The following is a 25,142-nucleotide window of genomic DNA, read 5'->3' on the forward strand; positions in this document are numbered from 1 at the left end:
CAAGAGGTCTGCGCTGTTTAGTTAGGTATCGGGGCACTTCGTTCGTTGTCGGCTAGGGGCGGCCTCCCTGTCTGCGGATCCGCTGTACGCGCGTTACGGCCGCGGTTGTTCGGGAGGTCTGTTCAATCCGGCGGCCGCACATCGGTACCGCCATGGGTACGGTGCTGGCTTGCTCGGATGGGACATTCGGGACGCAGAAGTGTGATCCGGTCGCCATGAAAGCTGAAATGTGATCTGGACGTGCCGAAAATGACACCGCGAACACGTCCGCGAGTATGGCGGAATTGCGTTTCTGCGATATCATCGAGTAAGCACCGCCTCTTCCTTTCGAGGTAGTGGTGGTCACCGCCTCTTCCTTCACTGGGTTAGTGGTGGTCAGGGAGCTGGGAAGCTCTCACAACCGCATAAACGGACAGCCCCCGATGCCGCCAAGCCCTGGGGGTTGTTCGCTGTCTAGGGATAGTTCATGCGCCGACCGCAAGTTGCTCGATGCGACGCAGTGATCCAGCTGCCTCGACCTCGAGAAGTCTCAGCTGGTCCGGATGCAGTTTGTCGATGATGTAGTCCGGGATGTCCAGTCCGTGGGTGATGGCCAATATGAGCACGGAGTAATCCCCAGCAGGGATTCCGAGTTCGGCGGCCCGATCCTCGTACACCTTGTGCTGCTTGAGGGGAGCACGAGTCGCGATGTGTCCGCGAGGTCCCTTGTTGTGCTGTGCCATGAGGAAAGACTAGAACCAATCTGTAACTGATACGGGTAGGCGCGCTTGTTCGGTGTGTCGCGTGTGGTTGATGTTGCCATGGAGTTCTGAGGGATTTTGCGGCGGCCCGCCTCACAGCCCGCCGCCTGCCCGACCAGGGAGGGGCTTGACGGACCACCTCTGCGGCTTTGCTGAAGGTGGAGTTTGGGTGCGTTGGCGGTCGGCGGTTCGATGATGGGTCTAGCGTCGGAATCGGGTTGGATTCTTCGGGAGCGGATGGAGATGCTTGGCTCTCATGCTGTCAGACGCCGGGGAGGTTCATGTGCGACTGAACGCGGGGGAGGGGTTATGTAACCCGCGTGTTGGACGGCGCTTCCGCAGGCTGCTGCCGTGTGTCGTGGAGATGGATGGAGACGGGGGTCTGTGGACAGTCGATGGTGCGTCTGCGAGCTCGATGGCTCGGGTCACGTGTCGAGAGGAGCACCTGAAAGATCCGGAAAGGCACCTTAACCTGTCAGCTGCCGAACGTAGGTTTCCAGCGGGGAGGGTTTGTGCCTTCGTGTTCGCCTGCGAATCGTGAGGGACTTCGGTTGGGGGAGGTCGATCCGCGTATATTGTCACGCGGAATGCTCTTTATCGCAGTTGCGCAGAGGATTTCGTTCACCGGATTCGAACATTAGAGTCGTGCGTCGTTCGACTTCCGTGAGTACATTGCTCGGATCGACGTATTGACGGTGCGCTGTTCGCGCACTCGAAGGAATGCTTCGCATTCCGTCAACATTCGTTTCTCAGGACTCAAAGGTTCCACAACGCCAACAGTTCGGCCCGAAGACTGAGCGAGCGAACGTAGTGGTTGGACCGCAGTTGTGCGCTGGGGTGCCCGACATCGACGAGATACCTCTCGGTGTCTGCCACAGGAAGCGGTAGCAGGTCGTTGCGAACGCGGAGAAAGAACTGAAATTGACTGGGGGAATCCGGTATTCGATCCTGGTTGGATATCACGGCGGCGGGTGGCAATAACAATTCGTTGTCCGTGGAGACGCGGATGACGACGTCCCCACGTGCCATGCTGCTTGGTTTTCCGAGTCTGAGTGTTTCGAGTCGATATCTCGCGCTCGAATTGACCGAAAGATGCTTCGTTGAAGTCTGTTTCACAGGTGCGATGCGCACGGAGGTTTCGTGATCGCTGACTTGCCTGATAAATATTCGGTTGGTCGGAGTTAGAGGAAAGTCGTTGTCAAGGTTCTGCATTCGGCCCGTGATGCCGGGTATGGGTACAGCACGCCCGATCGCCCATTCGCGCGCGGCGTTGTCGATGAATATTTGGTCTACAGCAGTGGTTTCGTGGATATTGTTGATGAACGCGCGACTGTCGGCAACCACTTGGGGGTCATCGGAAATGACGACCGCTTCATGGGTGAATGTGGAATTTTCGGAAGCATTCGGCGAGCCGATTACAGCTCGCTGGTTCGTCACGATGACCTTGGCGTGCAGTGTTGACGACGACAGGATGCGAACGCCCTTGCTGAGGTAGTGCGCAAGAACGGCAGGTGAAGTGGCGTGGGCGCGGATCGCCGCGGTGGAAGCATTGACGATCAGAAGGTCTCCACTGCGAAGTGGAAGTAGTTCGGGCGCAAGGTGTCCGAGATAGGGAACAGCGGCATAGCGTGGGCCTCGCGTGCGGATCGCGCGAGTGATGTGTGGCCACGGGTTCGGTCCGTGGAAGCTGGTCCCCATAGCCTAGAACGGTAGCGCGAATCGGGCCCGATTTCTGGCTCCTGCGTGAAAGCTGCCGTTGTTCTGCGTCGTCTCCGGAGCAAAAGAAACTTCCGGATATCTGTGATCTGTCGTGGAGGTCGAAGAATGTTGTAGCGATCAACCCTGCCGGGTCAGACGGCGTTATACCCCAGTGCGACTGCAGCGCTGTCGATTCGGCGTGCGATTTCGATACGGGACGGTGGCAGTGATGGCGCCGGACGGGTGGGAAGGGTCTGCTGCTTGTTCGAGCAGCGCCCCGCACAGTGCACCGGGAAATTTGCCGCGGTACGCGATCCCGCGAGGGTGAGGGCGGGCGTGGTGGATCGTGCGGGCCCATGCCTGGAGGGGCGTGTAGGCCTGAGATCGTAGGCGCTCGCCGTGTGGATATCGGGTGACTGATGTAGTGTCGCTGGCGGGCCGAGTCGATTCGTGATCAGTGCTGGAAAAGTGAACGCGCAGAAAACTTCTCGGCATTCTAGTGTAGGTCGGGCGGCGTGGTCTTCATGAACTGATGGACCCGTGCCTCGTGACGGGGAAGCCGGGCGTGTTGGGCTGCAGTGGAGGTTCGTCTACTACTCTTTGGCAGCCTCTTGTCGCGAGTTCAGGTGAGGTGGCGGCTGGGAGGCGTCAGCGTGGCTTCGGCGCCCCATCAGATAACAGGCGGTAGGGCCGGCGTGATGGTTGTGAGCGCAACGTAGGACATGGCACTCACTGGAGACGGTGTGGGGAAGAAGATTCCGTTGAGATAGATCCATGAGGTTGCGACGGCACCGGCGATCAGTGCTGCGATTGTCACGGTGGTGGCTGCGCGCTCGCGGAAGAGGAGCATCACGGCCCCGACACTGGGCTTTCGGGCGGGGTCAGCGCGGATAACCTCTGGCTACGGTGCGTGCAAGGATACCGAGCGTGGCTTTGAGAGATCCTTCGGCGATGACGGGAAAGATTCCTGCTTGCCGCCAGGTGGGGCCGATATCAGACCAGTCGTAGTACGAGGTCACGAGGGAACTGCGGCCGTCGTCGGCCGGCTCGATCCGATATCCGTAGACGTGCCCGATCGGAGGCCGGACAGTTCCGAGGATGGTCCATGCTATTTCGCGTTGGGGAACAAAAGTTTTGATCGTCACTGTGACGTCGTACTGTCCCATGGGTAGGTCGCCCAGAGCTTCGCGATCCATGTGGACGACGAATTCGTCGCCGGTGGCGGTCACGAGTTCGCCATCTGCGCCCATCAGCATTCCGGATCCGTCGATGGCGACGTGCCCCTGAGGGTCGCAGAGGACCGCGAAGATCGATGCGGGGTCGGCACGGATGGTGCGCTGTACTTCGATCCGTTCGCTAGTCATGTGGCGCATGCTGCCATACCGCCGATCGGTCGGCGAGGTTTCTCTCGTTCGGTGGGTGCATTCATCAGCTTCGGTCGGCGAGGCGGGGTGATGCGCGGACATGTCGGATGCTGCCGTTCACGCGCCGAACGGTTGAGTAACCCTGAGCGGGGTAGGTGATCCATGGAGTCTTCGCGAATGCTCGTGGAGAGCGTGGGTAATCGACCGTGTGGATACCGGGTGATTGTTGTAGTGCCGCTGGCGGATCGTGTCGACTCGTGAGAGGTGCTCGGCAAACGAACGTGCAGAGAGTTTCGCGATAATTTAGTGGCGGGGACAGTTCCATTCGCCGAAGAACCTGGCCATGGCACTGGGCGGTGAGGTGGGGGAGTTGTGTGTCGAAAGCGAACCACTGTTCGTCGAGCCTCGTTTGCCTCTGAACTCTGCACCCGTGGACAATGGAACGTAACGAAAATGGGGATCTCACTTGTGCGCGGTACTGATAGGCGTCGTTGTCGAGCGTTTTCTGTGGAACTTAAGTACTAACGCACCCCTTGTTGAGATGCCGAAACTACGACTTAAGTCGGAACAATTGAGATAAATCACGAAAACTGGCACGAGTTCTAAAACACTGTCTACGGTTACTTTCACATCGTGATCGCTCGGCCCTAGATCCCGTCCTTCGGGTGACGGAAATTCTTACCGGCGACATGCGACTGTCCGTTGCGAAGGAGTGGGAAATGTTAGTTCCGTTCTTGCAGGCGATTCTGAATTTCGCCTACGGGTCAATCGATGCCGGTGGGGTCGTCATCGACGGGCTCACTGGAATCTCGAGCGAATAGGAGGATGCGAGATGAATTCATCTGATCTGGGTTCGGTTTCGGCACTCTTGCCCATGATGCTGACTGCTTTCAAGTCCATCATCACGATGCCTGTTGCGCTCTCTGTGGACTTCGGTCTCGACGTCCCGTTCAATCCGTTCAAATAATTTAGGAGGGTGAAAATGGGTTCCTTGGAAGATGTTTTCGGTCTTTTCACCGGGTCACTGTCAGCGATCCACGTCAGCTTCTTCGAGATGTTGACTGCATTGTCGAGTGACGGATGGGTGAAGGAATGACCTTCCGATCCGACTACTCGCGGATTAAGGAGGTGAGTATCTAATGCTTTTTTCCTTCTTGAGTAATGCTCTGGGTTCGCTTCGAGATGTCAGCGGCTTGGCGGTAATGGGAAGCATGATGATTCCCTCGTTCAGCGCGGAATAACCTGATATGCGGGTCGACTCGTCGATAGGTGACGAGTCGACCCGCATTTTCTGTTGTGATGAAGATTCGGAGCGGCCGAAGACCGTCGATGCTCGAAGCTGTCGGCGGATCGACGAGCAACATGTAGATCTCACGGGCAGTGTGATGTTTGAGGCATCGGTGGATCTTCGGCGGCGATTTCCTTTCCACTGGTCGACGTGCGACGTAGGTGCGCTATCGCATGTCGCTACTAGTGTGGATGATCGCGATCCGCCAGAGCACATTGTTGGCATGACGATCTCCGCCGCGGTTGCGCGGTGGCGAGTGTGCTTTCCTGCGGACGCCTCGATCGGAGGGATCCGCACAGGGCAGCGAACGATGCTTCACTGCGTAGTCTTTCGGGATTGTCGCCTGTGGTGACGAGCAGTGTGGATGCGCTGTTGACGCCGACCGGTGCGGCGAGCAGTGCAGTTGACTCGGCCACGAGATCGGTGAGTTCGCTTCGAAGCCGGTTCATTTCTTCACCCTGAGTGATCAGCCGATGGGGCAGAAACCGTAACGTCGATTTGGCCGCCTCCAGAGGGGCGGTAGGTGCGCCCTATCCGACTCGCACCGTCGAGCAGTGGTGCAACAAGGCTCAGGTTGTCATTGATTCGAACTGATCACGTAGTTCGCGAGGAGCGCTGACGGTGACATTGCGTAGCGAATTAGTTGGTGCCGTAGAGTATCAACGCAATCCAGACAAACTGCTGCGAAGCGGCCAGCTCGTTTCGATTGTCCTGCCGTGTGACTTCGCGAAAGCACTCGCGGTTACAGAAAGTACGGACCTCGCCGTCGCCTCCCAATGGATCGAATCGGCCTTGCCTCGCAAACGGGGTATCTGCCGATTGGGTTGGTTCACTTCGACCACCTCGAAGCCCTGGCTGCGCAGAAGCACGGTCACGGCGACGCCATACGAACCGGTGTCTTCGACTCCGATCCGGGTCACCAAAGCAATCGACGAAAACCAATGCAGCAGAGCCTTGTAACCCGTGACTGTTGTCGCTGCGGTGAAGCGTCCAGCAGTCACCCGAGACGATCGATGACTGCGACGACGTGAAAATCGAGGAGGACCCCGGCTCGACGCACGTTGCCGCGGAAAGCCATGAACGGCCAGCAACGACCGCCGACAGATCCAAACAAGGACACGGTTCGGTCAGTTGACCTTCGAGTTAGATGCAGCTCGACGCAATCATCAGGTCTAGTGTCGGCATCTTGATCTGTACAAGGGTTCTTATCCATGTCGGAGTGCAGATCGAGCCTCGCTCAAAGGCATCGATTCATGCCACGACCGTATCCGCCGGAGTTCCGACTCCGGACCGCAACCCTTGTCCGAGCTGGCAAACCGATCACCACCACCGCATAAGAACTCGGCATCAGCGCCGCCGCGCTCCACACGTGGGTTCGCCAAGATCAAGTCGACCGGGGCGAACGACCAGGCATCACCAGAACAGAATCTGCGCAGCTGACAAAAGCGGATAAGCGCATCCGACTACTCGAAATCGAAGTCGAAATCCTCCGCACTGCCGCGGCGCTGTTCGGGGAGAACTGCTCGACCCCAGAAGAATTCACCCGATGTTCGACATGCTCGTCGACGCCGGGACCCGTGAAGGGCTGTTGCCGGCTTTTGGTGTCAGCAACCTGGATTATTGCGTCTACAAGATCCAGCCGATGCCATCCGCCACGGATACGCTGGCAGTGGCGGATGGGCGGATCGGAGAACTCCACACAGCCTCGCGACAGCCCTACGGGTCTTGATCTGTGCATGCGGAGCTCACGCGCGGTAGGGACATCGTGGTGAGTGAAAACCTCGTCGGCGAACTCATGAGACTCGGCGTCGCCGGCCTGCCTGGTCCGGCGAAGACCAACGGTTGAAGGGCGTCGCGACGGCGGAGGATCTCGTGCACCAGCAGTTTCACCGTGTCGCGCCAAATGAGTTGTGGGTTAAGGGAATTGCCGAACATCTTACCCGGAAAAAATTGTACTGCGGCGCGGTAGTTGACATGTTCAGCCGGAAGGCCGCTGGCCCCTCGATCGATACCTGCCAAGGCTCGACACTGGTATTGAGTGCCTTGGAATGTGGCGATCAAGAATCGGAAACCGCCTCCCCGGGGGATTGTGCACGCCGATCGCGGTGTCCAGTTCACGTCCTGCGTATTCACTAGTAGAATTCGTTCCGCGGACTTGGCCCCCTCATTCGGCACCACCAGCGACGGGTGGTCACACGGTCCACCTTGGGGACCGCGTCGCCAGAGCGATCAATCCACTGACCTGTCGGGATGAAGTGCTCGTTGTGCAGGAATGAGGTCGAGCCGCTGTTCTGGCGCGGTCCCAGTAGTGCGGGTCGGCACGCGCGAAGGCGACGTATCGCAGGTTCAACGGTTAACCTCCCGGTCGGTCCCCCTGCGGTTGGTAGTCAATTCGTGCCACATCCGAATCTCCGTGTCGCTTGGATTGCTTGTGGCAGAAGAGTATCCGATTTCGGTCATATCGGGCGAAATTCGTAAACTATCGCCCAAAAGTACTAGGGGATGGCCGGGGTGGCCAGGTTGAGTTCGCACGATCCCGTCAATGGTCACGTGGCAACAGGAGCGCGGAGTGAATCGATCTCCCGTGGAGCCAATTCAGTTACGTGTCTGCCAATTCTGTTCGACCGCTCGACCGGTTCTCCGACTTCCAGTGGAGGCGAAGGGCCCTTGTGCTGCGTCTAAAGTATGAACTTTTCGCCTTTCCTTGACTTTGTCGGTAAAGTGAGAAAACTGGTACCTGTTCTAGGGATTCGGGATGCGAGAATTCTCGCCGGCACTGGACGCAGGATGCGATTCTTCTGCATCGCTGCGAAGGCTTACCCCTACATCGATCTTCTACCGCCGACCATGTGTGGACTCACTGAGCTGAAATCTACTCTCGGGCTGTCCTGCAACGGTATTCGAACCTGTCTTGCTCCGGGAAGCGACTCCCGGAATGGCGCTGTACCGAGTTCGTTCTGTCTACGAATAGGGAGGAGGAGTTTTTCTTTGCGATGATGCCGCGATTCGAAATCTGTTGCGACATTTCATCTTGTTGAACGTCAATCGTTTCTCAACGAAAGAAAAGGTTCACAATGACTGTATCTCTCGCTCGGCGTGCCGGAACGACTGCTGCGATCTCTGCGGCAGCATTAGGGTTGGTGTTTGCGGCCACGATGCCGGCGTCGGCCCACAACGTGACGACGAATTACAACAACGCCTGCATGGGTGACCCTAATTCACTCATTGCCGGCAATGTTCACCAGCCGCTTCAGGCTCACTCCATATCGGTTGCGCACTCGTCGTCGACACCGGGCACCTACACGATTCAGCCAGGCTCGCAAACTGTTCCGACCAGTGGTGGCGGTGCCACCGTCATCAATCTGAATCGATTGAACCTCGTATTCAAGATCGATCCGGCAACCTTCACCTCAGCGTCTATCGTCTCCGGGACGGGCAGTGGATTCAGTGGCACTCCGGTGGTCACTCGAGTGAACGCAAGTGGTGCTGCCGACGCTACAGGGTCCTACCTTTCCCTCAATGGCGGAGTCGGAACAACGATTGCGGGTGCGAGTCCGGGCGGCTCGAATACCTCTGATGCCGGTTTGACCGCGCTTGCCGGCGCCACCTTCACGCTGCCTTCGGTCCAAGTTGTCACGACCTCCTCCAACCCGGCGGTTTACATCAACACCGACGGTGATGCCGGGAAGTACGCAAACCCGAAGAATTACATGACGTTCTTGTCGAAGGCGACTTTGTTCGGAACTCAGTACGCCCCGACGATGTGCTCGGCAACGGATGTCAACCCGCGAACCGACGCGAATATCGGTTCCGTTCTGACGCCGAACGGCGGAGCGGCCAACCTGCACCCATGATTGCCGGCACTGGTGCCGCGCGCCGTGTCGATGTGACCTCCAGCGTGCGCTGAACATGCAACGTCGCAGTGCTCGGTGAGAAGTTGCCCCACGCCTGTTCGGGCGTGGGGCAGCCTTCGTTCTTTCGGCGACTTCAGTATTGAAGTGCGGTCTTGTGCCCGTCGATTCTCTTTGACGGGCGTGTTACCGGGGCCGGTGACCCTTTAGTCACTAAGTCGAGGCGCTCCCTCGATCTCGGTCCCGCGCTCGGCGCCACTTACATCGTGGACCTCGGGCACATCAAAGTCTCCGGAGCCGACGGTGCGACTCAGAGTCAGGCCAGGTAAGGGCGGGGTTAATCGGTCCCGCCAGATGGATGTGAAGAGCCTGAACGCAAACCAAAATTCAGTGACAGTGCGCCGTCCAAGTGTTTGCAGATAGCGCAGTATCTTTCGTTGACCGTTCCCCGATATGCGCTCTTCGATGAAACCGAGCAAGATGGCAGTGGCGCCTGGAGAATGCTGTTGACCTGCATCGGAGATGCGGCCGCGCCTACCTGGGTGCCTGTGTTGCTCCACTTACGATTCTATCGTCGAACGAAGATCGTCGGTGCGCGGCATTGAACGCCTGAATGATCTGCTTCGTGATCCCTCCAGACGGGGACACTGCATAGTTATGTATCTTTGCCCAGCTGAGTACGGCCTGCAGTTGCTGCTCGGTATGTCCGAAATCGAGGGGCTTTTCGACACCTCGGGATTCTGCATCGACAGCCCTGGTGTCGATTCGTTGTGCACAAGCGATGTATTGCCGGAGAACAGCTTTCAACTTTTCCGCATTGGCTGGTCTCAGGTCGATCACGTAATCCGTTCCGCGGAAGGAGAATTCAATTCTCTCGTTGACCTCATCGGCGACAGGCCTCCCGTCGAGATCGTCGACACACTGTAGAATCAGTCTCTCCACCAAGACGCAATCCCCCGAGTTTTCTATTTGATCCTCAGCATATTCGTCAACTTTAGCGTGGACGCCCACCGGGTCTAGGACTTCACGGCAAGTGTCTCCTAGTCGTATTTCAGAAGTCAGGTGCGCGGAGCCAGCGGGTGATCGCCGCGGTACAGACGATGACGGTCGCACCGTCACGATCGAAGCTGGACTGGTCGACGTGCTCGGCGAGTGCCTCGCGTGGGGGGCGATCCGTGGGTCGGTGCTTTTCGTCGACGGGCGAGGGAGAGATTCAAGAAGGTGAATGCGGACAGTGTTATCGGAATGGTCCTCGGCGCTGCCACGGACGTCCTGTGTGATTCCTCTTCCGTGGTCGCGCTCGCCTAAATGGAACCCCGCATGATCGTCGAACTAACCTGTGCCGGCCTCGAAGCCGCACGCCGGCAGGGTCGGACGGCGGCCGGTCGACTGTCATGACACCGGAACGCACAGAGTTTGCGCGTGCATTGTGCGAGCAAGGCAACAGCCTCGATACCATAGCTTCAATACTCGGTGTCGGACGCTCATCAGTTAGTCGTGCACTCGTGACGGCCGCCCAATAGATTTGATCCTCACGATTACAGAAGTCCTGTCGTTCGGAAGAAGGTGGTGACGGCATCGGCGTCGGTCATGCCGTAGACATCGACTGTGAGGCCGGTTTCCATGTTGACGTAGCTTCCTGACACCTGCCCGGAGGAGCCGTCGCTGATGTTGACTCCTGCTGTGCGGGAGTCGTTTTCGACGAGGGTGTAGTTCCCGTAGTCGTATTCGCGGTATCCGAGTAGGGTTTTCTTTGCTTGTTTCAGGTCGAGGCTGGCTGTGAAGCGATTGCCGTATTCGGAGAAGCTTTTGGCGAGTTGGTTGGATTTTTTGATATCGCAGCTGATCACGAGGGCGCCGTCGGTGGTGAAGGTGGATTGCCTGCAGTTTTCGGAGGCACTGCTCAAGGCTGTGGGGAGGGCGGCTTTGACGGTGTCGGCGTCGGTTACCGGTCCGGCAGTGGTGGTCGTTGCGGTTGTGCTGGCGGCGGCGGCTGGGTTGTCCACGTTCGGGTTGCCCGGTGACGGGCGCAGAACGATCACGGCTGCCACGATTGCTCCGATGACGACGAGAGCGCCGGCGGCTGCAAGGTATTTGAGTTTCTTGGAGTTGGACGGGTTCGAGGTGTGAGGGCTTTGAGCGGTGGCGTTCGGAGTGAAGGCGGGTTGCATCTGCCCAGGGGTGGGGTGGGCGTTCGGGCTTGCCACGCTGCCAGGAGTGGCGATCCGCGGGTTGGCGTAATCACGTTGAACCCCGGCACCGATGAGTGCGCCTTGGGCGACAACTGTTTTCGGGTCGTCGAGTGTCGCGATCGGCCCGAGGGCCGCGAGTCGTTGATGGACCAGCGGGATCCGCGACGAACCACCAGTCAGGTACAGGGCCGAGAGTTGACTCGGATGAGTGATGCTCGCATCGGTGAGTGTTTGTCGCGTCAGCGCGACTGCACGGTCGACGGCTGCGGCGATGAGGGATTCGAATTCCGGGCGGGTGATGGACAGTGTTTCCTGATGTCCGTTTCCGTTGACCGTGATCGTTGCTGACGGGCTCGAGGAGAGCAGTTCCTTGGCTCGTTGGATGGAGTCGTCGAGACTTCGGGTGACGTGCAAGGGCGCGGAGGTGCGGATGAAGTGCAGCAGGTCGGGATTGCGGTCATTGAGCATGTGATCGACCCACCCTCGTAGTACCGCGTCGAGGTTCTTTCCGCCGAGGCTGTTGTCGCCGCGGGCGGCGATGATGTCGAACGAATTGGCATCTGTTGCAGTGAGGACGGCGATGTCGAGGGTGCCGCCGCCGAAGTCGAACACTGCGATCTTCGTGCCTGCGGGCATGGTTTCGGTGCGTGAGTAGTAGTGCGCGGCGGCCCGGGGTTCGGAGACGGTACTGACGTGTCCGGATCCGTAGCCGACCCTGGCTGCAGCGTCGAGCAGCACTCCGACTTCGCGTGGTGACCAACCCTCGGGATGGGTCAGGACCAGATGGGAGGGCGCTTGGTCGCGGTGGGCGGCGGTGGCGCGCCCGATCACGGTGTGCAGGACAGCAGCAACAGGCAACGAGGCGGGGATGTCGTAGCCGTTGACGTGGACCATGCCTTGTCCGACGACGCGTTTGGGGGAGGGGATGAATGCCGCTGGGTTCGTTTCGGCCCGGTTCAGGGCGACGTCGCCGACATCGATGGTCGCTGGTGATTCCACGAATACGGCCGAACTCATCAGGTTGCCTTGGTGGGTCAGAGAGAGGGTTTCCACTGCTCCGGTGACAACACCGGTGTGCGCGGCGGCGGTATTCGATGTTCCGAAGTCGACGCTCAGCATCCAACCCGACATGTTGTGTCTCTTTCCTGTGATTTCTTCTGTGCCGCGCTGCGGTCAGTCTTGGCTTGTGGTGTGGGCGTTATTGGTCGGTGACGGAACAGAACATCCACTGGCCGTCTTCGCGGACGTATTCGACCAGGACAACGCCTTCGTCGGTGGTGCCATTTTTTTCTGTGATGATCCGCAGACGGACGGAGGCGTTGTCGCCGACGACGTTCGAGGAGATGAATTCCTTGACCGTGATCGTCACAGTGCCCGTTGCGGGGGTGTCGTCGGGGGTCGTTGTCACGGTGACGTAGCCGGCGCAACGCATGGATTCGACTTTGGCTTTGTCCCCGGCACTGACGGCGGTGAGGTATTCGGTGGTCCGGTCCTGGACCGCTGTGATGTCGTCAGCGGTGCCGGGCGCGGTGTTCACCGTGCGGATGGGCGAGGCGTTGTGCGTGGTGGTGTCGTTGTTCGACGAGGTCGACAGCCATACCGCTGCTCCGACAGCGCAGAGTGCGACGAGTACTCCGGCACCGATGAGGACACCGCGTGAGCGGGACTTCGACGACTGCGACGCGGGGGTTACCGCGGGCTCTAATGGCGAGGTCTGCGAGCTGTGCGGATTGTGCGTGGGAACGCTGCCGGTACGGGCGGATTCCCGGAAAAACGGCGCTCGTGTGGGCGACTGCTCACCTGCACCGGCGGAAGTGGTCGATGGGAAAGGGCCGGTCGGTGCAGCAGACGATCGTGTGGTGGCGATTAGTGCACCTTGAACAACCACTGTTTTCGGATCGTCGAGAGTTGCGATCGGACCGAGTGCAGCGATCCGGTTCTGCACCAGTGGGATCCGGGATGATCCGCCGGTCAGGTACAGCGCCGTCAACCCTTGTGGTCCGGTCAACCCTGCGTCCACCAGAGCGGCATGGGTCAAGGCGGCTGCGCGCTCGATTTCCGGAGCGATGATCGATTCGAACTCGGCGCGGGTCAGGGTGAGGGTTTCGCGGCGGTCGTGCCGGCTGTCCACTACGGAGATCGTCGCGGACTCGGTGGAGGAGAGGAGTTCTTTGGCGCGGCGGATGGAGTCGTCGAGGGTCCGCAGGATGTGTGCCGGTGCGGCGGTCCGCAGAAAGTGCAGCAGCTCGGGGTTCTCGTCCTGCAGTTGAATATCGACCCAACGGCGCACGAGCGCATCGAGATTCTTTCCGCCGAGGCTGTTGTCACCGCGCGCAGCAATGACCTCGAACGTGTCGGCGCTGGTGGCGGTGAGGACGGCGACATCCAGGGTTCCACCGCCGAAGTCGAAGACCGCGATCTTCGCGCCTGGCGCGAGGTGTTCGGTGCGGGTGTAGAAGTGGGCGGCCGCACGCGGCTCGGGCACCGTTGCCACCGAGTCGTTCTGGTATCCCAGGGCTGCGGCCGCCTCGCGGAGAACCTCGATTTCGCGCGGCGCCCATCCTTCTGGGTGAGTCAAGACCAGCCTGGCCGGTGGTTGGCCGCGGTGTACTCCGGTCGCTCGATCGAGGGCGAACCGCAGCACTGCCGCGACGGGCAACGAGGCGGGGATGTCGTAGCCGTTGACGTGCACCGTGCCTTGTCCGACGACGCGTTTGGGGGAGGGGATGAACGCTGCTGGGTTCGTTTCGGCCCGGTTCAGGGCGACGTCGCCGACGTCGATTGCGGTCGGCGATTCCACGAATACGGCCGAGCTCATCAGGTTGCCCTGGTGCGTCAGGGGCAGAGTTTCCGGTGCTCCGGAGCGGATTCCGGTGTGCGCGGCAGCAGTATTGGAGGTTCCGAAGTCGACTGCCAGAACCCACCCTGGCGCCGGGGGTGGGTTGTCGTGTGGTGGGGTCATGCCTGCCTCCGCATGCTCGTGTACGTGCGAACCAGTTCCGCCAAAGCTGCGTCCTCTGCGGCGGTGCGCGTGGAAATCGCCTGCCGCTGAACGTGAACCAATCGTTCCCCGGCGTAGTGGGCAAGCTGCCCGGGGCTGGTCTCGGGGTGCACACCGAGCCGTTCGGCGTCGGTCCGGCCGGAGAGTAGTCGCGTCAGTTCGTTGACGACGGGCGCGTGCGGGTCAGCGAGCAGCATCCCGCGCAGTGCTCGATACAGCAGCACAGGGTGCATCGCCGGATCGTTGCGCACCCAGTCGGTGATGGTGCGGATGTGCTCGCGGGCAGGGTGATTGACGGCGAGGAGGTCGAGTTCGGTGAGGATCCGATCGGCGCGGTGCAGCGCCGCGAAATCCTGTAGTGCACTCTCGAGTAGGTACTTCACTTGCGTGATCCCGGAATGTTCGGTGAGCCATTGATTCACCGCGTGCGCGCCCTGCCCCGCGACGGTGCGGGCGCCGAGGACGCCGTATTCGCCGAGGAGATCGAGTAGGCGATCGCGCATCACTGGCCCGAGCCGTTCGGGGGTTTCCGATTCGAGGAGGTCCATCAACTCCAAGGTGTTCATCGATGCGAGGGTGTGCAGGGCGATTGCGTCGGCTTCGGTGACCTGCCCGGTGTGGCTGCTCTCTGCCAGAAGGCCCGCGACCGGCACCACGGTGGCCACCGACTGCGCCAGGCGCTGCGCGAGCTTCTGAGAGTGAGCGTGTGCGTGTTCGATCGGGTTACGTTGCCCCAGTGCGCCTTCGCCGAAACTGTCTGCGCGGGAGAGCACGCCGAGGGTGTTGAGTGGGGTGAATCCGAGTTGGCGCAGGAATTCGATCTCGTCGGCTCGCGGGGCGCTGTCGAAGAGGAATACGGCACCGTCTGCGTCGACGGACGCGGCGCGGGTTTGGGCGAACCCGTCGATCAACGCGGCCCTGGTGCGGTTTTCGTTCTCCACGGTCAGTGTCGCGAGCCCGGGAGTATCGACGAGGGTCAGGTTGGCCAGTGCCTGTGTGGGCAGGTGCCGGTGCACGTAGGCGATGTCCGCAGCATCGGCATCGAGGCTTACGGAGGTACCGGCTGTGAGTGGGATCGGGCGGCGGTCACCGTCGAGGTCGACGAGTTCGGCACGTGAGGGTGCCCCCGCTTGGTAGACGGTAACGACGTTGGTTGCTTCCAGTGCTGCGGTTTCAGCGACCGGCGCCCCGATCAGGGCGTTGACCAGTGTTGATTTACCTGCCTTGAGGCGGCCGACGATCACCACCCGCGGCGGCGACCACAAGATCGCACCGATGCGGTTGGCGTGATCGACGAGATCCCCACCGAGTCCGGCGAGGGAGTGCAGGCCGCGGTCGAGAGCAGTGCGGACCGCTTGTTGCCGGTCGAACTGCGCGGGATTCGGCGGGTACGACGTACTCATACGGGCATCGGGTCCGTCGGCGCGATGTAGACAGCGACTTCGGCGAACCGGATGATCCCAGCGGGGCCGACCCAGCCGGGCCGGACCAGGGCAGCGACGGTGCCGACCTGCTCCGGGGTGGCCGCGACCGCGCCGGAGACTGCCTTGTGGTGCGCAGAGTCGAAGAGGGCACCAGGGGCGGCGTCGAGCATGTGGACGTTGACCTGCGCGAGGTCTTCGCGGATCCGTTCACGGGCGGAGATGCCGCCGTCGAGGTCGTGGATACCGATCAGAGAGTTGACCAGGCGCCGATCCGCATCTATCGGAATCCCGTGTGGGACCGCAGCAGGTGCGGGCGCGGTGACAACAAGTGGGCCGTACCCGGCGCCGTTGTCATGGTTGGCGGTGGCGGGTGTTCGGGCGGTGCGCAGCATCCAGCCGGCGGCGACGCCTCCGGCACCCACCAGCACAATCAAGACGAATGCGAGCGTTGAGTTCATGAAATCGTCGCCTTCTCCGAGTCGGACACCGCTGTGGCCGGTGCGGATGCTGATGTGGGCGTGGACAGTCGGGTGATGAGGTTCTCCACTTCCGAGGATCGCGCCGTCACCACTCGCAAGTTGTTGTTGAGGCGCTTGAGCGTCGCATCACGCGTCGCGCCGTCCAGACGCGCAGCTTCCTTCGCGTCGGTCATCTGTTGCTGCACCTCGTCGATGCTGGTGCGCAGGTGCTCGCGGTAGCGGATCACAATTTCTGGCCGCGAGAGCGCCAACGCCCCCTCGAGCATCCGCGAAGTACTGACTTTCGCGGTCGCCACGGTCTCTCGCAGCCATGTCAGCAGGTTCGTCTTTCCTGCTCGCATCGCTTTGTAACCGAGGTTCACCCCGACCCACACGACGCCGGCGATCGCCCCGACTCCGATCAGAGCGCCGAGCATCGAGGTACCGATCATGCCCATTGTCAGCACACTCGGGTCGAGTAGGCCTTGCTTCTTGCTACCGACCTGACCGGTCGTGAGGGGGTCGGATTGCATGGAGGCGATGACATCGACTTCGATGCTCTGCCATACGGTTTCGGAATCGAAGAGCGGCATCACGATGCCCCGCAGCTGATCGAGGAACACCTGCACCGCCGCGGTCATCGCCGCGAGGAGATCCGCTTCGATCTCACTGGTGAACACCTGCGGATTCTTGCGCAGTACTTCCATTCCGGAGGAGTTGATCCGGTCTGTCCACTTCGATTTCACGCCGTCGAGTTGTTCCTCGAGGCTCGTCAAGGCAGCTTGGCGGGCGAAGACGAGGTCTCGGCCGAGGTACTGCTCCCACTGCGTCGACTGCGCTTTCAGCTCGGTGAGCCGGTCCCGCTGCGCCTCCAATTCCGGTAGCGCTCCGGCGCCTTCTTCGGTGACGGCGATGTCCGCGGTGATCTTCGCGTGCACTTTCCGCAACCCTTCGAGCGCGGTCCGCAGGCCGTCGACCTGGGCGCGGTGGTCCGAATTTAGTGAGCTCTGAATGAGGGTGCGGAGAGCGGTGATCCCGGAGGCCTCCTCGGCGGCGCCTCGGCGTACCGGATCTGCAATGTCGGCGGCCGCGAGAGCGCGCACACTCGAGACCCCGACCACGGGGATGGCGCGGCGCAGATGAGTACGAAGCAGGCGGCGGTTTTCTTCCACGATCGGTTTCCACCGACGCAGATTCTTGTCCGTTTTCGTCACCACCACGATCACCGCTTCCACGGTCGCAGTGCAGGTTCGAATGAACTCCATCTCCGGTGCGGTCAGCGGGGAGGTGGCATCGCAGACGACCACGATGACACCGGCCTGCTGCGCCGACTGCACCGACAGCTGCGCACGGACTGCATCGAGTCCACCGGATCCGGGGGTGTCGACTACGACGAGACCTTGCAGATGAGGGGAGGAAACGGGCACGATCGCCCGGGTCGGGAGCACCTCGCCCTGCGTGTCGGCGACATGGCGGCCCGCGGCGCTGACCCAGTCCGCGACCTCGTCGAATCCGATGCGGCGCACCGCGCCGGGGAACACCAGATCCGCCGAACCTGGCGGATATTCAGCACCAGCGGGCACCAGCGAGATCGTTGCAGACGTAGTGACGTCGACATCGACCGGCGAGACGCCCCGAACTCCGACGAGAGCGTTCACCAGGGAACTCTTACCTCGATTGACCTCGCCGACCACCACCACGGTCCGCTGATCGTGCCCGCCGGAAGTTTTCGCAGCCGCGGCATCGGCTGTCGCCGTGAAGCCGTAGGTGCGCAGGATTTTCGTCGCACCGGCCAAGGTGGATTCTGTCTGGCTGCTTATGTCGCTGCCCGTGTCCGCTGCGACAACGGCAGATTCGCCGGGCTCCGCCACCTTCTGCCCCCTCCATTGCTCTTCCCACCTGGTGCACGACGTGTCGTCGCCCAACCGCCCACTCGGGGAAGCGAGCCGTCCGCCTCGCGGACAAAACCTTATCCGAGGTGAGCGCACAGTTTGTGCGGTGCATTCACAAAGTCAGATGCGCACAGCGCGCGGAAAGTTCCCACGAAACCCGAACGAAATTCAGCAGCCACGTCCAAGGCGAGTGATCGAACACCCGATGAACGCGGTTCACACTAGCCGCGCCGCGGATCCTCACCTTCGATCTCAAAAGACGCTGAGAAGGCCTATTTTCGAATGCATCCTCCGCGACGGCGCCGATGGGAGATCCCTGCTGCATACTGCCCGTATGACTGATCGCGTCGATGAAGAGCTGACGATGTTAACTGACATCCGAGCGTATATCCGCACCGCAGAAGGCCCGGATTTCCCCATCTCGACATCTGTGATCGACCGAGTGCTCGACGAACGCAACAACGCCCGCCTCGGACGATCCGCGGAAACCGATATCGGCCTGCCAGTCGACGAGCAGCAAGGATGAGCACTCTCCACGAGAGACATCATCGAAGCAGATGAACAAATTTCGGGGCAGTGGGAACAAAACCCGCCGCTGTCCCATCTGATTGTCGAGGTTCCTTACCTGGTCGGTTCGACCGGTTCAGGTCGATCACGCGGAAATGAGTGGGGACATGACAGTTCTGAGAGAGGGAAAGATGCGCGCGAAAACCTTTGCGCCCTTGGCAGCCACCGTAGCGGCAATCGTGTTGGTGACCGGATGCTCGAGCACCAGCGAAGGCCAGGCCAACGCCGAAAGTGAGAGCGGGGGCAGCGCGACCGTCGCCGCCCAGGGCGCCGCACCTGGGGAGATGGATCCCGGAACGTACCGCACCACTCCGCAAGCTGGCTTCGGGACCGTGACCAGCGTCAACTCCGGCCGCTACGTCGAAGGGCAGCGGATGGCCGAATTCGTCGTCCTCCCCACCGAACTCGACCCGCTGCTGACGGGCTCTGTGGGGATGTCGACATATGTCATCAAATCCGGCACCGCACTGAGCGTTCTTCTGACAGGGAAGTCTCCGGACATCGCCGAACGCGAAGGCATGTTGACAGGGTTCTCCACTTCCCGCTCCTATGAGGACAAGAAAGCGGACAAGTCCATCGTGCACGCTGTATTCCGGTTCCCGGACGCAGAATCAGCGCAACGGGCAGCGGTAGATATGTCCGCCGATGACGCGCTTCCCAGCGAGTATTTGCCCGGAGGGGTACCTACGAGCATCGACATCCTGCCTGACACACTGACCACCACTCGCGAGAGCTCCGACGGTACCTTCAGCTCGAATTCGTTCACCCCGCACGGGCAGTACATCATCTACACCTGGGCCAGCGCTCCGATCGCAGAGAAGGACTGGACGGCGCAGATCACCGCGAAAGCCCTCGAACAACAGGGCCCGATGATCGACAAGTTCCCTGCGACCGCAGCCGACAAGTTCGCCGAACTGCCGATGGACATCGACAACGTGTTGGTGCTGACGATCCCGGAGGACGACGGCAACCGCACTACCAGCTCCGACGCCGTCTACGGGCCCCGTGGGTCGGCGCACTTCTCGACCAATCCGACACTGACGCTGGACTTCATGGACAAATCCGACACGACGTTGATGGCACGTTCGGGAAGCAATGTCTATCGGTCCGAAAGCGCTGACGGCGCAGCGACACTGTTCGATTTGTTCAAAGGAGACATCGTCGACTCCGAAGGATTCACTCCATCCGCCAACCCACCCGGTGTCCCGAACGCGGCCTGCTTCACCAAGGACAGTCCGCAAGGAACGTACAACTACTGCATCGTCCACCAAGGACGGTACCTAGGTGAAATCAGTGCTCTCGACGACGAGACGAAGGTCCACCAGATGACCACCGCGCAGTACAAGATCCTCGAATCCGCGAAATAGTATCTACAGCAACAGTATCCGGCGTACACCTTGGGAGGCGTACGCCGGATATTGGTTTCGAGGTGACGGGGGCACAGACCCACTGGGGGTGAAGAATGCGAGCCGACCTCCGCCACGACACAGCTTCAACTATTCGGGGTGTTTGCGTTGCCGCCGGGCACCATGGGTGCCGAGAACAATCGACACAGTCACAGCTGCTACGGATGAGCCGTGATGCTGCCTCAGGGACACGGTGATGCACGCGGGGGTGTCAGCAAAAGAACTTATCGTCCTTCACATTTCGCGGCAGCAGCGATGCGGTGGTGTGCCGAAAGTGCAATGGCTTCGCGTTCAACGGTTGATCCAGTGAACGAAGATAGAGGGAACCTCATTAGTCATCGATGCCGTCGACCCATTTGTTCTTCCTAGCCAGAACACCCGAACGGCCCGGACACAGATCGGCATGACGATCGTCGCGGTGCCGTTCACTCCGAGCTAGTCGGGTACATCCGACCCGGGCGCGAGGATTCTTCGGGCAGGGACAGTCCCCTTGGCGAAATGGCGGTCAGCGGGTGGGCGCGAGCGCGGTGACGAGTTGTTTCCGGGCGCGGTTGATGCGGCTTTTCACTGTCTGGACGCCGACACCTTGGTGTTCGGCGATGTCCGCATAGGAAAGTTCAGCGAATTCGCGGAGCACGATCGCGACCCTGAAATCTTCCGGAAGCTCAGCAAGGGCTGTACGGACCGCGTCGACGTCGGCGACGCGGTCTGCAGTCAGCGAGGCGGGGTCGTGCAGTTCGACGAGATCGTCCGGTGCAATCGGGTCTGGGGTACGCCGTCGAATTGTTGCCAAGGCTGCGTTCGCGGCGATGCGGTGCAGCCAGGTGCTGAATCTGGCATCTCCGCGGAAGCGGTGCAGGTTCTGCCAGGCCGCGGTGATGGCGTCCTGGAATGCGTCCTCCGCGTCGTGATGGCTCCCGGTGATCTGCAGGCATACAGCCCACGCGTGGGTGCGATGTCTGCCGACCAATTCACCGAAGGCACGGCTGTCGCCTTCGCGGCACAGCTGCAGTAACGCAGTGTCGTCCATCGGTCCCCTCGGTTAGTCAGCGGTCAGAATATATGCCACAGGTTGCCGAGGCATGACACGGCCGATCACCTGTCCTTTTTGTGAGGATTCAGTCGGCGCGAGAGACGTCCTGGGTGGCTGACGCCGCGGGCGGCGCTGATGTCACACGCCGTCTCCGAGATCGATGTCATCGTTGATGTCCTCGTCGTCGCTGTCGTCGGGGACATCAACGTCTCCGAAGTGCTCGAGGCCCGGGTGAGCATCGCCGCTGTCGCTGCTCACGGTGTCGTGGTCGTCGAACGTCCCGATGTAGTCAACATCGTTTCCGGGGCGCACGGTGTCGTCCATCGGAGGGGCGAGTGTGTCGTCGGTAGGGGCGCTGTCGGGGTCGAGAGCATGCACGAGGGCCGCGGACCACACGTCTTCGGGCGGTTCCGGCAGCAACGACTCGCGTGGAATGCCGAGTTCGTCGAACAGACTGCCTTCGTCACCGGACATTGCAGATCTCACTTTCTCTGATCATTCGGCCGCGGCGTGCGTGCGGTGAGTCATCGATGCGTCAGGGTAATGATCGCCCACGGCCTCGGAGCCAACGCAGCGACGGTCGGATCTACGGTGGAATCGGCGAGGTCAGCATCCGGAGCATCGGCAACGAGCATCTCGTGCCCGGAGTCGGACCACGCATCCTCGAACCTGTCGATGGGCACCTCGAGTTGGTTGCCGTCGGGATGGCCAGGGTCGGAGAGGATGACCACGCCACGTTCGGTGTCGATGCCCGCGACCACGAGAGCATGATCCGGGGTGTCGTCTTCGACGGTTTCCTCACCGGGATACCAGATCTCACCGGAATCGACCATCGTGACCACCCCGTACCCGTCGGACAGTTTCTCTTCCAGATCGCTGATCGAACTGCTTTCGAGATGGCACGGCACCCCTTGGTCCTCCATGAGGATTTCCATGCTCTTCGACGTCATCCCTTGCGACGGATCACCGTTCGGGAACAAACCGAGCTCGAGTGCACGATCGACGAGCTGCTGCGGGTCGCTGATGTCGAGGCCCGTGTATTCGGAAACGATCTGAGCAACAGAGGACGGGCCGCAGTATCCGTCGACCTCCTGGTAAAACCAATCCGCCGTCCATGCGGTGGGCGTTCCGTATGTTCCGTCGTCAGGGGCTGGGGTTTCGTCGGTCTCTGGCGCCGGTGCCTCGGACGGGTCGGGAAGTGAGGCATCGTCACGAGGCGGGGTCGGCTCGGGCGATGGTTCGATGTCTATGTCAAGTTCGGGGACAGTCATCGTAGGCATGGCTGGCATCGCATTCGGACTTGGTACCGCGTCCGGAGCGTCGTCCCACATCGTCGGCATCGCAGGCATGTCGATCCCTGCACTGTCCCCGAGGAAATCGGCCCCGTCATCCGTCGGCGTCGGGTCGCCGGCGTAATCGGTGTCGGCTAGGTCGGTGCCGAAATTCTCGTCCATGTCTTTCCCATCAGATGTCGGCACCGAAGTGCGAATAACGAATTGCCCTGCAGAACAGCGAAACCGAAATCAGACTTCAGTCAGAGATCTATCGCGTCGGGAGCTGGTGGCGCCGTGTCAGGGGTCTCGGCGGGATCAGTGAAATCGGGGACCGGATTCCACTCACCGGTCTGCCCTGGATCAGTGACGAACTCGTCGGCATAGCCGTCGCCGTCCACGTCGATGCCCGCGAAGTCGAGAATTCCGTCACCGTTGGTGTCCACAATGACGGTGTCTACTCGGCCGTCGCCATCGGAATCGAAGTCCGCTTCGTCTGCGAGACCGTCGAAGTTGGTATCGAGGACGACCCCGTCGATGCGGCCGTCGTTGTCGACGTCGATCTGGGTGATGTCGGCGTAACCGTCGCCGTTGCTGTCGATATCGATCACATCGAAATGTCCATCACCCGCAGTGGATGTTTCCACCACATCCGCCACACCATCACCGTCGAGGTCGTGCGTGATCTGATCGACGTCACCGTCACCGTCAAGATCGATCTCGATGGTGTCGACGATGCCGTCGCCGTCGAGGTCGCGTGCCGAATCGTAACCGTTTTCGGCGCCGGAACCTGATGTCGGAACAGAGGATGGGGTGGCCGTCTCGGTGCCGGTGAACTGGGCATCTTCAGGGTTGCCGTTGACCTGAGGGTTGATGGAGATGTCGTTCGGAGTAGCCATCGCAGAAGTCCCTTTCGCTGTGGTGACGCAGCGACCGTTCGCTGGTGTCGACAATCAGATGCACCACAGCCACAGAATGTTCCCGACGAGATGAAACTGGTTGATCCTGCCGGGTGACTGACCTTGAAACGTGCAGCTTTGAACATCGGGCGGGGGATGTGCTCGCGCGATCAGCGTCATTGGACTCGCGCCGCTTTGCGCGACCAAGTGACCAACCTGACGGCGGTCGTGGCACTGGAGTCGGTGCCGTGCAGCTGAGGAAACCGATGGGCGTCGATGGTTTCGGCGCCCCGGACGATGAGTTGCCGTGGGACGGAAGACCGCCGCGATGCGGTTCCTCACGGTGGAGGCCCGGGTGTGCAGAATCCGGGGCGCAGGGGCCGGAGTGCAGGAAGTTCTCGTATTCGAAATGGGGTGCAAGCGGTGTCGACGAACGTCGGCATCGGGGCGCTGGTATCGGCTTCACAGGGGTGTCGAGATTCGATGGTGGTCGCCCAGCGCGGGGGTGGTCAACCCGACTGAACGAATTCGACGAGGTTGGCGCCTGGGGCTCCGTCCGTGAAAGAGCAGTGCGAATGCAAACATGCGCGTCCGCGCCCACCTAAGCGTTCGTATGACCCTCGCTGCTTGTCGAGGTCGATCGGGCGTTGCTATGTCGATTCGCGCTATCCACCTCACCCCGGGCACCCCGCGGGGAGACCGGTCCCGTCGGATCAATTTCTTGGACAGGTGCTTCGAGCGTCATCCTGACTTCATCCTGCGAAGAATATTCCATGGTGTACCCAAGCCGGTGCGCAAAGTGCGTGACCCTTTCCTCGACCACGTGGGCCCGACATCTTCGATGGAGAGGTCTAGGAACCGGTCTCCGGTTGCTCGATCGGGGAGAGCGCGGACGCCTGCAGGAGGGACGAGGCTCCGAGTAGTTCGATACCGAGGAGCCGTCCGTCTCTGTCGTAGTCGAGGATGATCTGGCCGTCAGAGCCGTCGCAGTGGACGTGCTGCTGGCGGACCGCGTCTCCGTTCGCCTGGTCGGAGGCCACATAGATGTATGAAGCGTCGGCGTCAGGGTCGTATGTTGCTGCGAATGTCAGATGCATGTCGAGAGGATAGTTCTGGGTGGAGCGTGGGGTGACTTGACGCTGTGGCCGTGCGGAGGACTTCAACACGTGAAGTTCCGGCAAATATCCGCGTCGAGCGCGGTTTCATCCAAATCAGTTGGGACCGTTGAAGAATTCCTCGGTGAGAATGTCCCCGTCTTTGAGTTCACTGTCTCTCAGCTTCTTTTTCATCTTCAAGGATGAATACACGTAGGGCAGGGCGGATCGCGGATCGGTGTCGTAGTCCTCTTCGTTCCCGCCCAAGAACACGAAGACGCGCGGCGTGATGCATTGTCCGACGTCCAAGCTGGACAAACCGGCCCGCTGCAGCCAGAAGGCAAATCGGTCCAGTGCGCAGCCGTTCAAGATGGTTCCATCTGCGATTCTCAGCAGAAGAAGCCCGTACGGTAGCAGTTCCTCTGCGATGCCTCGGGCGGGATCGTAAATGTAAACCATAGTTTCAGGTTTGTTCTGAGTCAGCCGGTCGAGGATGAAGAACTGGATGCCACGCCAGTCCTGGGCGAAGCAGTACATACGAGGGTGATCGAAGTAATGGGATAGCAAGTCAGAAAGCCGATCCGAGATCGACTCGTCGTAGACCTGGAACGCCCCACTTCCCAAAGAGAGGGAAGTCCTTTCGCTGGGCGTGCCCCCGGTACCCATGGGTGAGTCCTCACTGTTGCGGTTCTGTAGGGCCGTTTCTTCGGCCTGTGGGGCGCCTGGATCCGATGGGCCCTGCACCAGAGCTATCCACATGCAGGCCGAACACCACAGCTCGTAATTGATGCCCCCCGTAGTGGAAAGGGGTTCGTCGAAGGGAATCCACTCGACCGTCAAATCTCGTTGATTGCAGTTCGGGCACCGAATTCTTTCGAAGGATCCTTCCCGGATCCTGGCTGCGACGAAGTCCGGCACCGGCACTGGCGTCGTACGGGCCTCATGGTTCGGAGGCGAAGTGGGA

The 25,142-nt window shown here is 60.7% G+C and carries 22 protein-coding genes; 5 read left to right on the top strand and 17 right to left on the bottom strand.

All coding sequences use genetic code 11. The features are described 5' to 3' along the window. Positions 1-464: 464 nt before the first annotated feature. The 4 genes from AC1DWA_RS26610 to AC1DWA_RS26625 all read right to left on the bottom strand — a co-directional run bounded on the left by AC1DWA_RS26610 (position 465) and on the right by AC1DWA_RS26625 (position 3,802). The gene (locus tag AC1DWA_RS26610) at positions 465-722 is read right to left on the bottom strand and encodes a hypothetical protein (RefSeq protein ID WP_007733695.1); all 258 of its coding nucleotides are present in this window, start codon (positions 720-722) and stop codon (positions 465-467) included. A 774-nt stretch (positions 723-1,496) separates the two neighbouring features. Next, on the bottom strand, positions 1,497-2,438 hold the full coding sequence (locus AC1DWA_RS26615; RefSeq protein WP_477917248.1) for a phospholipase D family protein: 942 nt from the start codon (positions 2,436-2,438) through the stop codon (positions 1,497-1,499). A 670-nt stretch (positions 2,439-3,108) separates the two neighbouring features. Beyond that, positions 3,109-3,291 (bottom strand): hypothetical protein, encoded by a 183-nt coding sequence (locus AC1DWA_RS26620; protein ID WP_477917250.1) that lies wholly within the window; start codon positions 3,289-3,291, stop codon positions 3,109-3,111. A gap of 28 nt (positions 3,292-3,319) precedes the next feature. Next, positions 3,320-3,802, bottom strand: a complete 483-nt coding sequence (locus AC1DWA_RS26625) for an SRPBCC family protein (protein WP_477917252.1) — start codon at positions 3,800-3,802, stop codon at positions 3,320-3,322. A gap of 832 nt (positions 3,803-4,634) precedes the next feature. On the opposite strand from AC1DWA_RS26625, the gene AC1DWA_RS26630 reads away from it, so the two are divergent. Next, on the top strand, positions 4,635-4,769 hold the full coding sequence (locus AC1DWA_RS26630; RefSeq protein ID WP_256065141.1) for a hypothetical protein: 135 nt from the start codon (positions 4,635-4,637) through the stop codon (positions 4,767-4,769). A gap of 503 nt (positions 4,770-5,272) precedes the next feature. Here the strand turns inward: AC1DWA_RS26630 and AC1DWA_RS26635 are convergent. Continuing rightward, complete coding sequence (locus tag AC1DWA_RS26635; protein ID WP_477917254.1) at positions 5,273-5,539, bottom strand: hypothetical protein; 267 nt, start codon at positions 5,537-5,539, stop codon at positions 5,273-5,275. A gap of 1,097 nt (positions 5,540-6,636) precedes the next feature. On the opposite strand from AC1DWA_RS26635, the gene AC1DWA_RS26640 reads away from it, so the two are divergent. Both AC1DWA_RS26640 and AC1DWA_RS26645 read left to right on the top strand, forming a co-directional pair. Next, positions 6,637-6,819 (top strand): hypothetical protein, encoded by a 183-nt coding sequence (locus AC1DWA_RS26640; protein WP_477917256.1) that lies wholly within the window; start codon positions 6,637-6,639, stop codon positions 6,817-6,819. Positions 6,820-8,164: 1,345 nt separating this feature from the next. Further along, on the top strand, positions 8,165-8,944 hold the full coding sequence (locus AC1DWA_RS26645) for a hypothetical protein (RefSeq protein ID WP_477917258.1): 780 nt from the start codon (positions 8,165-8,167) through the stop codon (positions 8,942-8,944). A 531-nt stretch (positions 8,945-9,475) separates the two neighbouring features. Here AC1DWA_RS26645 and AC1DWA_RS26650 read toward each other — a convergent pair. The 6 genes from AC1DWA_RS26650 to AC1DWA_RS26675 form a co-directional block, all read right to left on the bottom strand. Beyond that, positions 9,476-10,060 (bottom strand): Lsr2 dimerization domain-containing protein, encoded by a 585-nt coding sequence (locus tag AC1DWA_RS26650; RefSeq protein ID WP_477917260.1) that lies wholly within the window; start codon positions 10,058-10,060, stop codon positions 9,476-9,478. Positions 10,061-10,479: 419 nt separating this feature from the next. Next, positions 10,480-12,264, bottom strand: a complete 1,785-nt coding sequence (locus AC1DWA_RS26655; protein ID WP_477917262.1) for an Hsp70 family protein — start codon at positions 12,262-12,264, stop codon at positions 10,480-10,482. Between the two features lie 67 nt (positions 12,265-12,331). Next, complete coding sequence (locus tag AC1DWA_RS26660; protein WP_477917264.1) at positions 12,332-14,095, bottom strand: Hsp70 family protein; 1,764 nt, start codon at positions 14,093-14,095, stop codon at positions 12,332-12,334. Next, the gene (locus tag AC1DWA_RS26665; protein WP_446696654.1) at positions 14,092-15,537 is read right to left on the bottom strand and encodes a GTPase; all 1,446 of its coding nucleotides are present in this window, start codon (positions 15,535-15,537) and stop codon (positions 14,092-14,094) included. The genes AC1DWA_RS26660 and AC1DWA_RS26665 overlap by 4 nt, the downstream gene beginning before the upstream one ends. Continuing rightward, entirely contained in the window at positions 15,534-16,016 is a 483-nt protein-coding gene (locus tag AC1DWA_RS26670) for a hypothetical protein (RefSeq protein ID WP_477917267.1), read from the bottom strand. The genes AC1DWA_RS26665 and AC1DWA_RS26670 overlap by 4 nt, the downstream gene beginning before the upstream one ends. Continuing rightward, on the bottom strand, positions 16,013-17,887 hold the full coding sequence (locus AC1DWA_RS26675; protein WP_477917269.1) for a dynamin family protein: 1,875 nt from the start codon (positions 17,885-17,887) through the stop codon (positions 16,013-16,015). The genes AC1DWA_RS26670 and AC1DWA_RS26675 overlap by 4 nt, the downstream gene beginning before the upstream one ends. Before the next feature lie 355 nt (positions 17,888-18,242). Here AC1DWA_RS26675 and AC1DWA_RS26680 point away from each other — a divergent pair, with 355 nt between their 5' ends. Both AC1DWA_RS26680 and AC1DWA_RS26685 read left to right on the top strand, forming a co-directional pair. After that, a complete protein-coding gene (locus AC1DWA_RS26680; protein WP_477917271.1) occupies positions 18,243-18,434 on the top strand; it encodes a hypothetical protein in 192 nt (63 codons plus the stop codon). Positions 18,435-18,582: 148 nt separating this feature from the next. Continuing rightward, positions 18,583-19,842 (top strand): DUF7373 family lipoprotein, encoded by a 1,260-nt coding sequence (locus AC1DWA_RS26685; RefSeq protein ID WP_054781400.1) that lies wholly within the window; start codon positions 18,583-18,585, stop codon positions 19,840-19,842. 544 nt (positions 19,843-20,386) lie between these two features. On the opposite strand, the gene AC1DWA_RS26690 is transcribed toward AC1DWA_RS26685, so the two are convergent. From AC1DWA_RS26690 to AC1DWA_RS26715, 6 genes are all read right to left on the bottom strand, one after another. After that, positions 20,387-20,911: a sigma-70 family RNA polymerase sigma factor gene (locus tag AC1DWA_RS26690; RefSeq protein WP_054781401.1), complete on the bottom strand. Its 525-nt coding sequence runs from the start codon at positions 20,909-20,911 to the stop codon at positions 20,387-20,389. 141 nt (positions 20,912-21,052) lie between these two features. Beyond that, positions 21,053-21,388 carry a hypothetical protein gene (locus tag AC1DWA_RS26695; RefSeq protein WP_477917274.1) on the bottom strand — a complete coding sequence of 112 codons (336 nt, stop codon included), beginning with the start codon at positions 21,386-21,388 and terminating at the stop codon, positions 21,053-21,055. Between the two features lie 50 nt (positions 21,389-21,438). Then, positions 21,439-22,368 carry a C39 family peptidase gene (locus AC1DWA_RS26700; RefSeq protein ID WP_069147216.1) on the bottom strand — a complete coding sequence of 310 codons (930 nt, stop codon included), beginning with the start codon at positions 22,366-22,368 and terminating at the stop codon, positions 21,439-21,441. 80 nt (positions 22,369-22,448) lie between these two features. Next, positions 22,449-23,084 carry a hypothetical protein gene (locus AC1DWA_RS26705; RefSeq protein WP_477917276.1) on the bottom strand — a complete coding sequence of 212 codons (636 nt, stop codon included), beginning with the start codon at positions 23,082-23,084 and terminating at the stop codon, positions 22,449-22,451. Positions 23,085-23,935: 851 nt separating this feature from the next. Continuing rightward, complete coding sequence (locus tag AC1DWA_RS26710) at positions 23,936-24,181, bottom strand: DUF2283 domain-containing protein (RefSeq protein ID WP_283568330.1); 246 nt, start codon at positions 24,179-24,181, stop codon at positions 23,936-23,938. Between the two features lie 114 nt (positions 24,182-24,295). After that, on the bottom strand, positions 24,296-24,844 hold the full coding sequence (locus AC1DWA_RS26715; protein ID WP_477917278.1) for a hypothetical protein: 549 nt from the start codon (positions 24,842-24,844) through the stop codon (positions 24,296-24,298). Positions 24,845-25,142: the final 298 nt, after the last annotated feature.

Source organism: Rhodococcus sp. P4_F3_2 (assembly GCF_056401335.1).

What these genes read in the sequence shown, in the direction of transcription:
- AC1DWA_RS26610 (WP_007733695.1), bottom strand. Translation starts at nt 722, where the DNA reads ATGGCACAGCACAACAAGGGACCTCGCGGACACATCGCGACTCGTGCT.
- AC1DWA_RS26645 (WP_477917258.1), top strand. Translation starts at nt 8,165, where the DNA reads ATGACTGTATCTCTCGCTCGGCGTGCCGGAACGACTGCTGCGATCTCT.
- AC1DWA_RS26715 (WP_477917278.1), bottom strand. Translation starts at nt 24,844, where the DNA reads ATGGGTACCGGGGGCACGCCCAGCGAAAGGACTTCCCTCTCTTTGGGA.
- AC1DWA_RS26665 (WP_446696654.1), bottom strand. Translation starts at nt 15,537, where the DNA reads ATGAGTACGTCGTACCCGCCGAATCCCGCGCAGTTCGACCGGCAACAA.
- AC1DWA_RS26685 (WP_054781400.1), top strand. Translation starts at nt 18,583, where the DNA reads ATGACAGTTCTGAGAGAGGGAAAGATGCGCGCGAAAACCTTTGCGCCC.
- AC1DWA_RS26690 (WP_054781401.1), bottom strand. Translation starts at nt 20,911, where the DNA reads ATGGACGACACTGCGTTACTGCAGCTGTGCCGCGAAGGCGACAGCCGT.
- AC1DWA_RS26625 (WP_477917252.1), bottom strand. Translation starts at nt 3,802, where the DNA reads ATGACTAGCGAACGGATCGAAGTACAGCGCACCATCCGTGCCGACCCC.
- AC1DWA_RS26705 (WP_477917276.1), bottom strand. Translation starts at nt 23,084, where the DNA reads ATGGCTACTCCGAACGACATCTCCATCAACCCTCAGGTCAACGGCAAC.
- AC1DWA_RS26700 (WP_069147216.1), bottom strand. Translation starts at nt 22,368, where the DNA reads ATGGACGAGAATTTCGGCACCGACCTAGCCGACACCGATTACGCCGGC.
- AC1DWA_RS26615 (WP_477917248.1), bottom strand. Translation starts at nt 2,438, where the DNA reads ATGGGGACCAGCTTCCACGGACCGAACCCGTGGCCACACATCACTCGC.
- AC1DWA_RS26695 (WP_477917274.1), bottom strand. Translation starts at nt 21,388, where the DNA reads ATGTCCGGTGACGAAGGCAGTCTGTTCGACGAACTCGGCATTCCACGC.
- AC1DWA_RS26660 (WP_477917264.1), bottom strand. Translation starts at nt 14,095, where the DNA reads ATGACCCCACCACACGACAACCCACCCCCGGCGCCAGGGTGGGTTCTG.
- AC1DWA_RS26680 (WP_477917271.1), top strand. Translation starts at nt 18,243, where the DNA reads ATGACTGATCGCGTCGATGAAGAGCTGACGATGTTAACTGACATCCGA.
- AC1DWA_RS26670 (WP_477917267.1), bottom strand. Translation starts at nt 16,016, where the DNA reads ATGAACTCAACGCTCGCATTCGTCTTGATTGTGCTGGTGGGTGCCGGA.
- AC1DWA_RS26640 (WP_477917256.1), top strand. Translation starts at nt 6,637, where the DNA reads ATGTTCGACATGCTCGTCGACGCCGGGACCCGTGAAGGGCTGTTGCCG.
- AC1DWA_RS26635 (WP_477917254.1), bottom strand. Translation starts at nt 5,539, where the DNA reads ATGAACCGGCTTCGAAGCGAACTCACCGATCTCGTGGCCGAGTCAACT.
- AC1DWA_RS26655 (WP_477917262.1), bottom strand. Translation starts at nt 12,264, where the DNA reads ATGTCGGGTTGGATGCTGAGCGTCGACTTCGGAACATCGAATACCGCC.
- AC1DWA_RS26710 (WP_283568330.1), bottom strand. Translation starts at nt 24,181, where the DNA reads ATGCATCTGACATTCGCAGCAACATACGACCCTGACGCCGACGCTTCA.
- AC1DWA_RS26630 (WP_256065141.1), top strand. Translation starts at nt 4,635, where the DNA reads ATGAATTCATCTGATCTGGGTTCGGTTTCGGCACTCTTGCCCATGATG.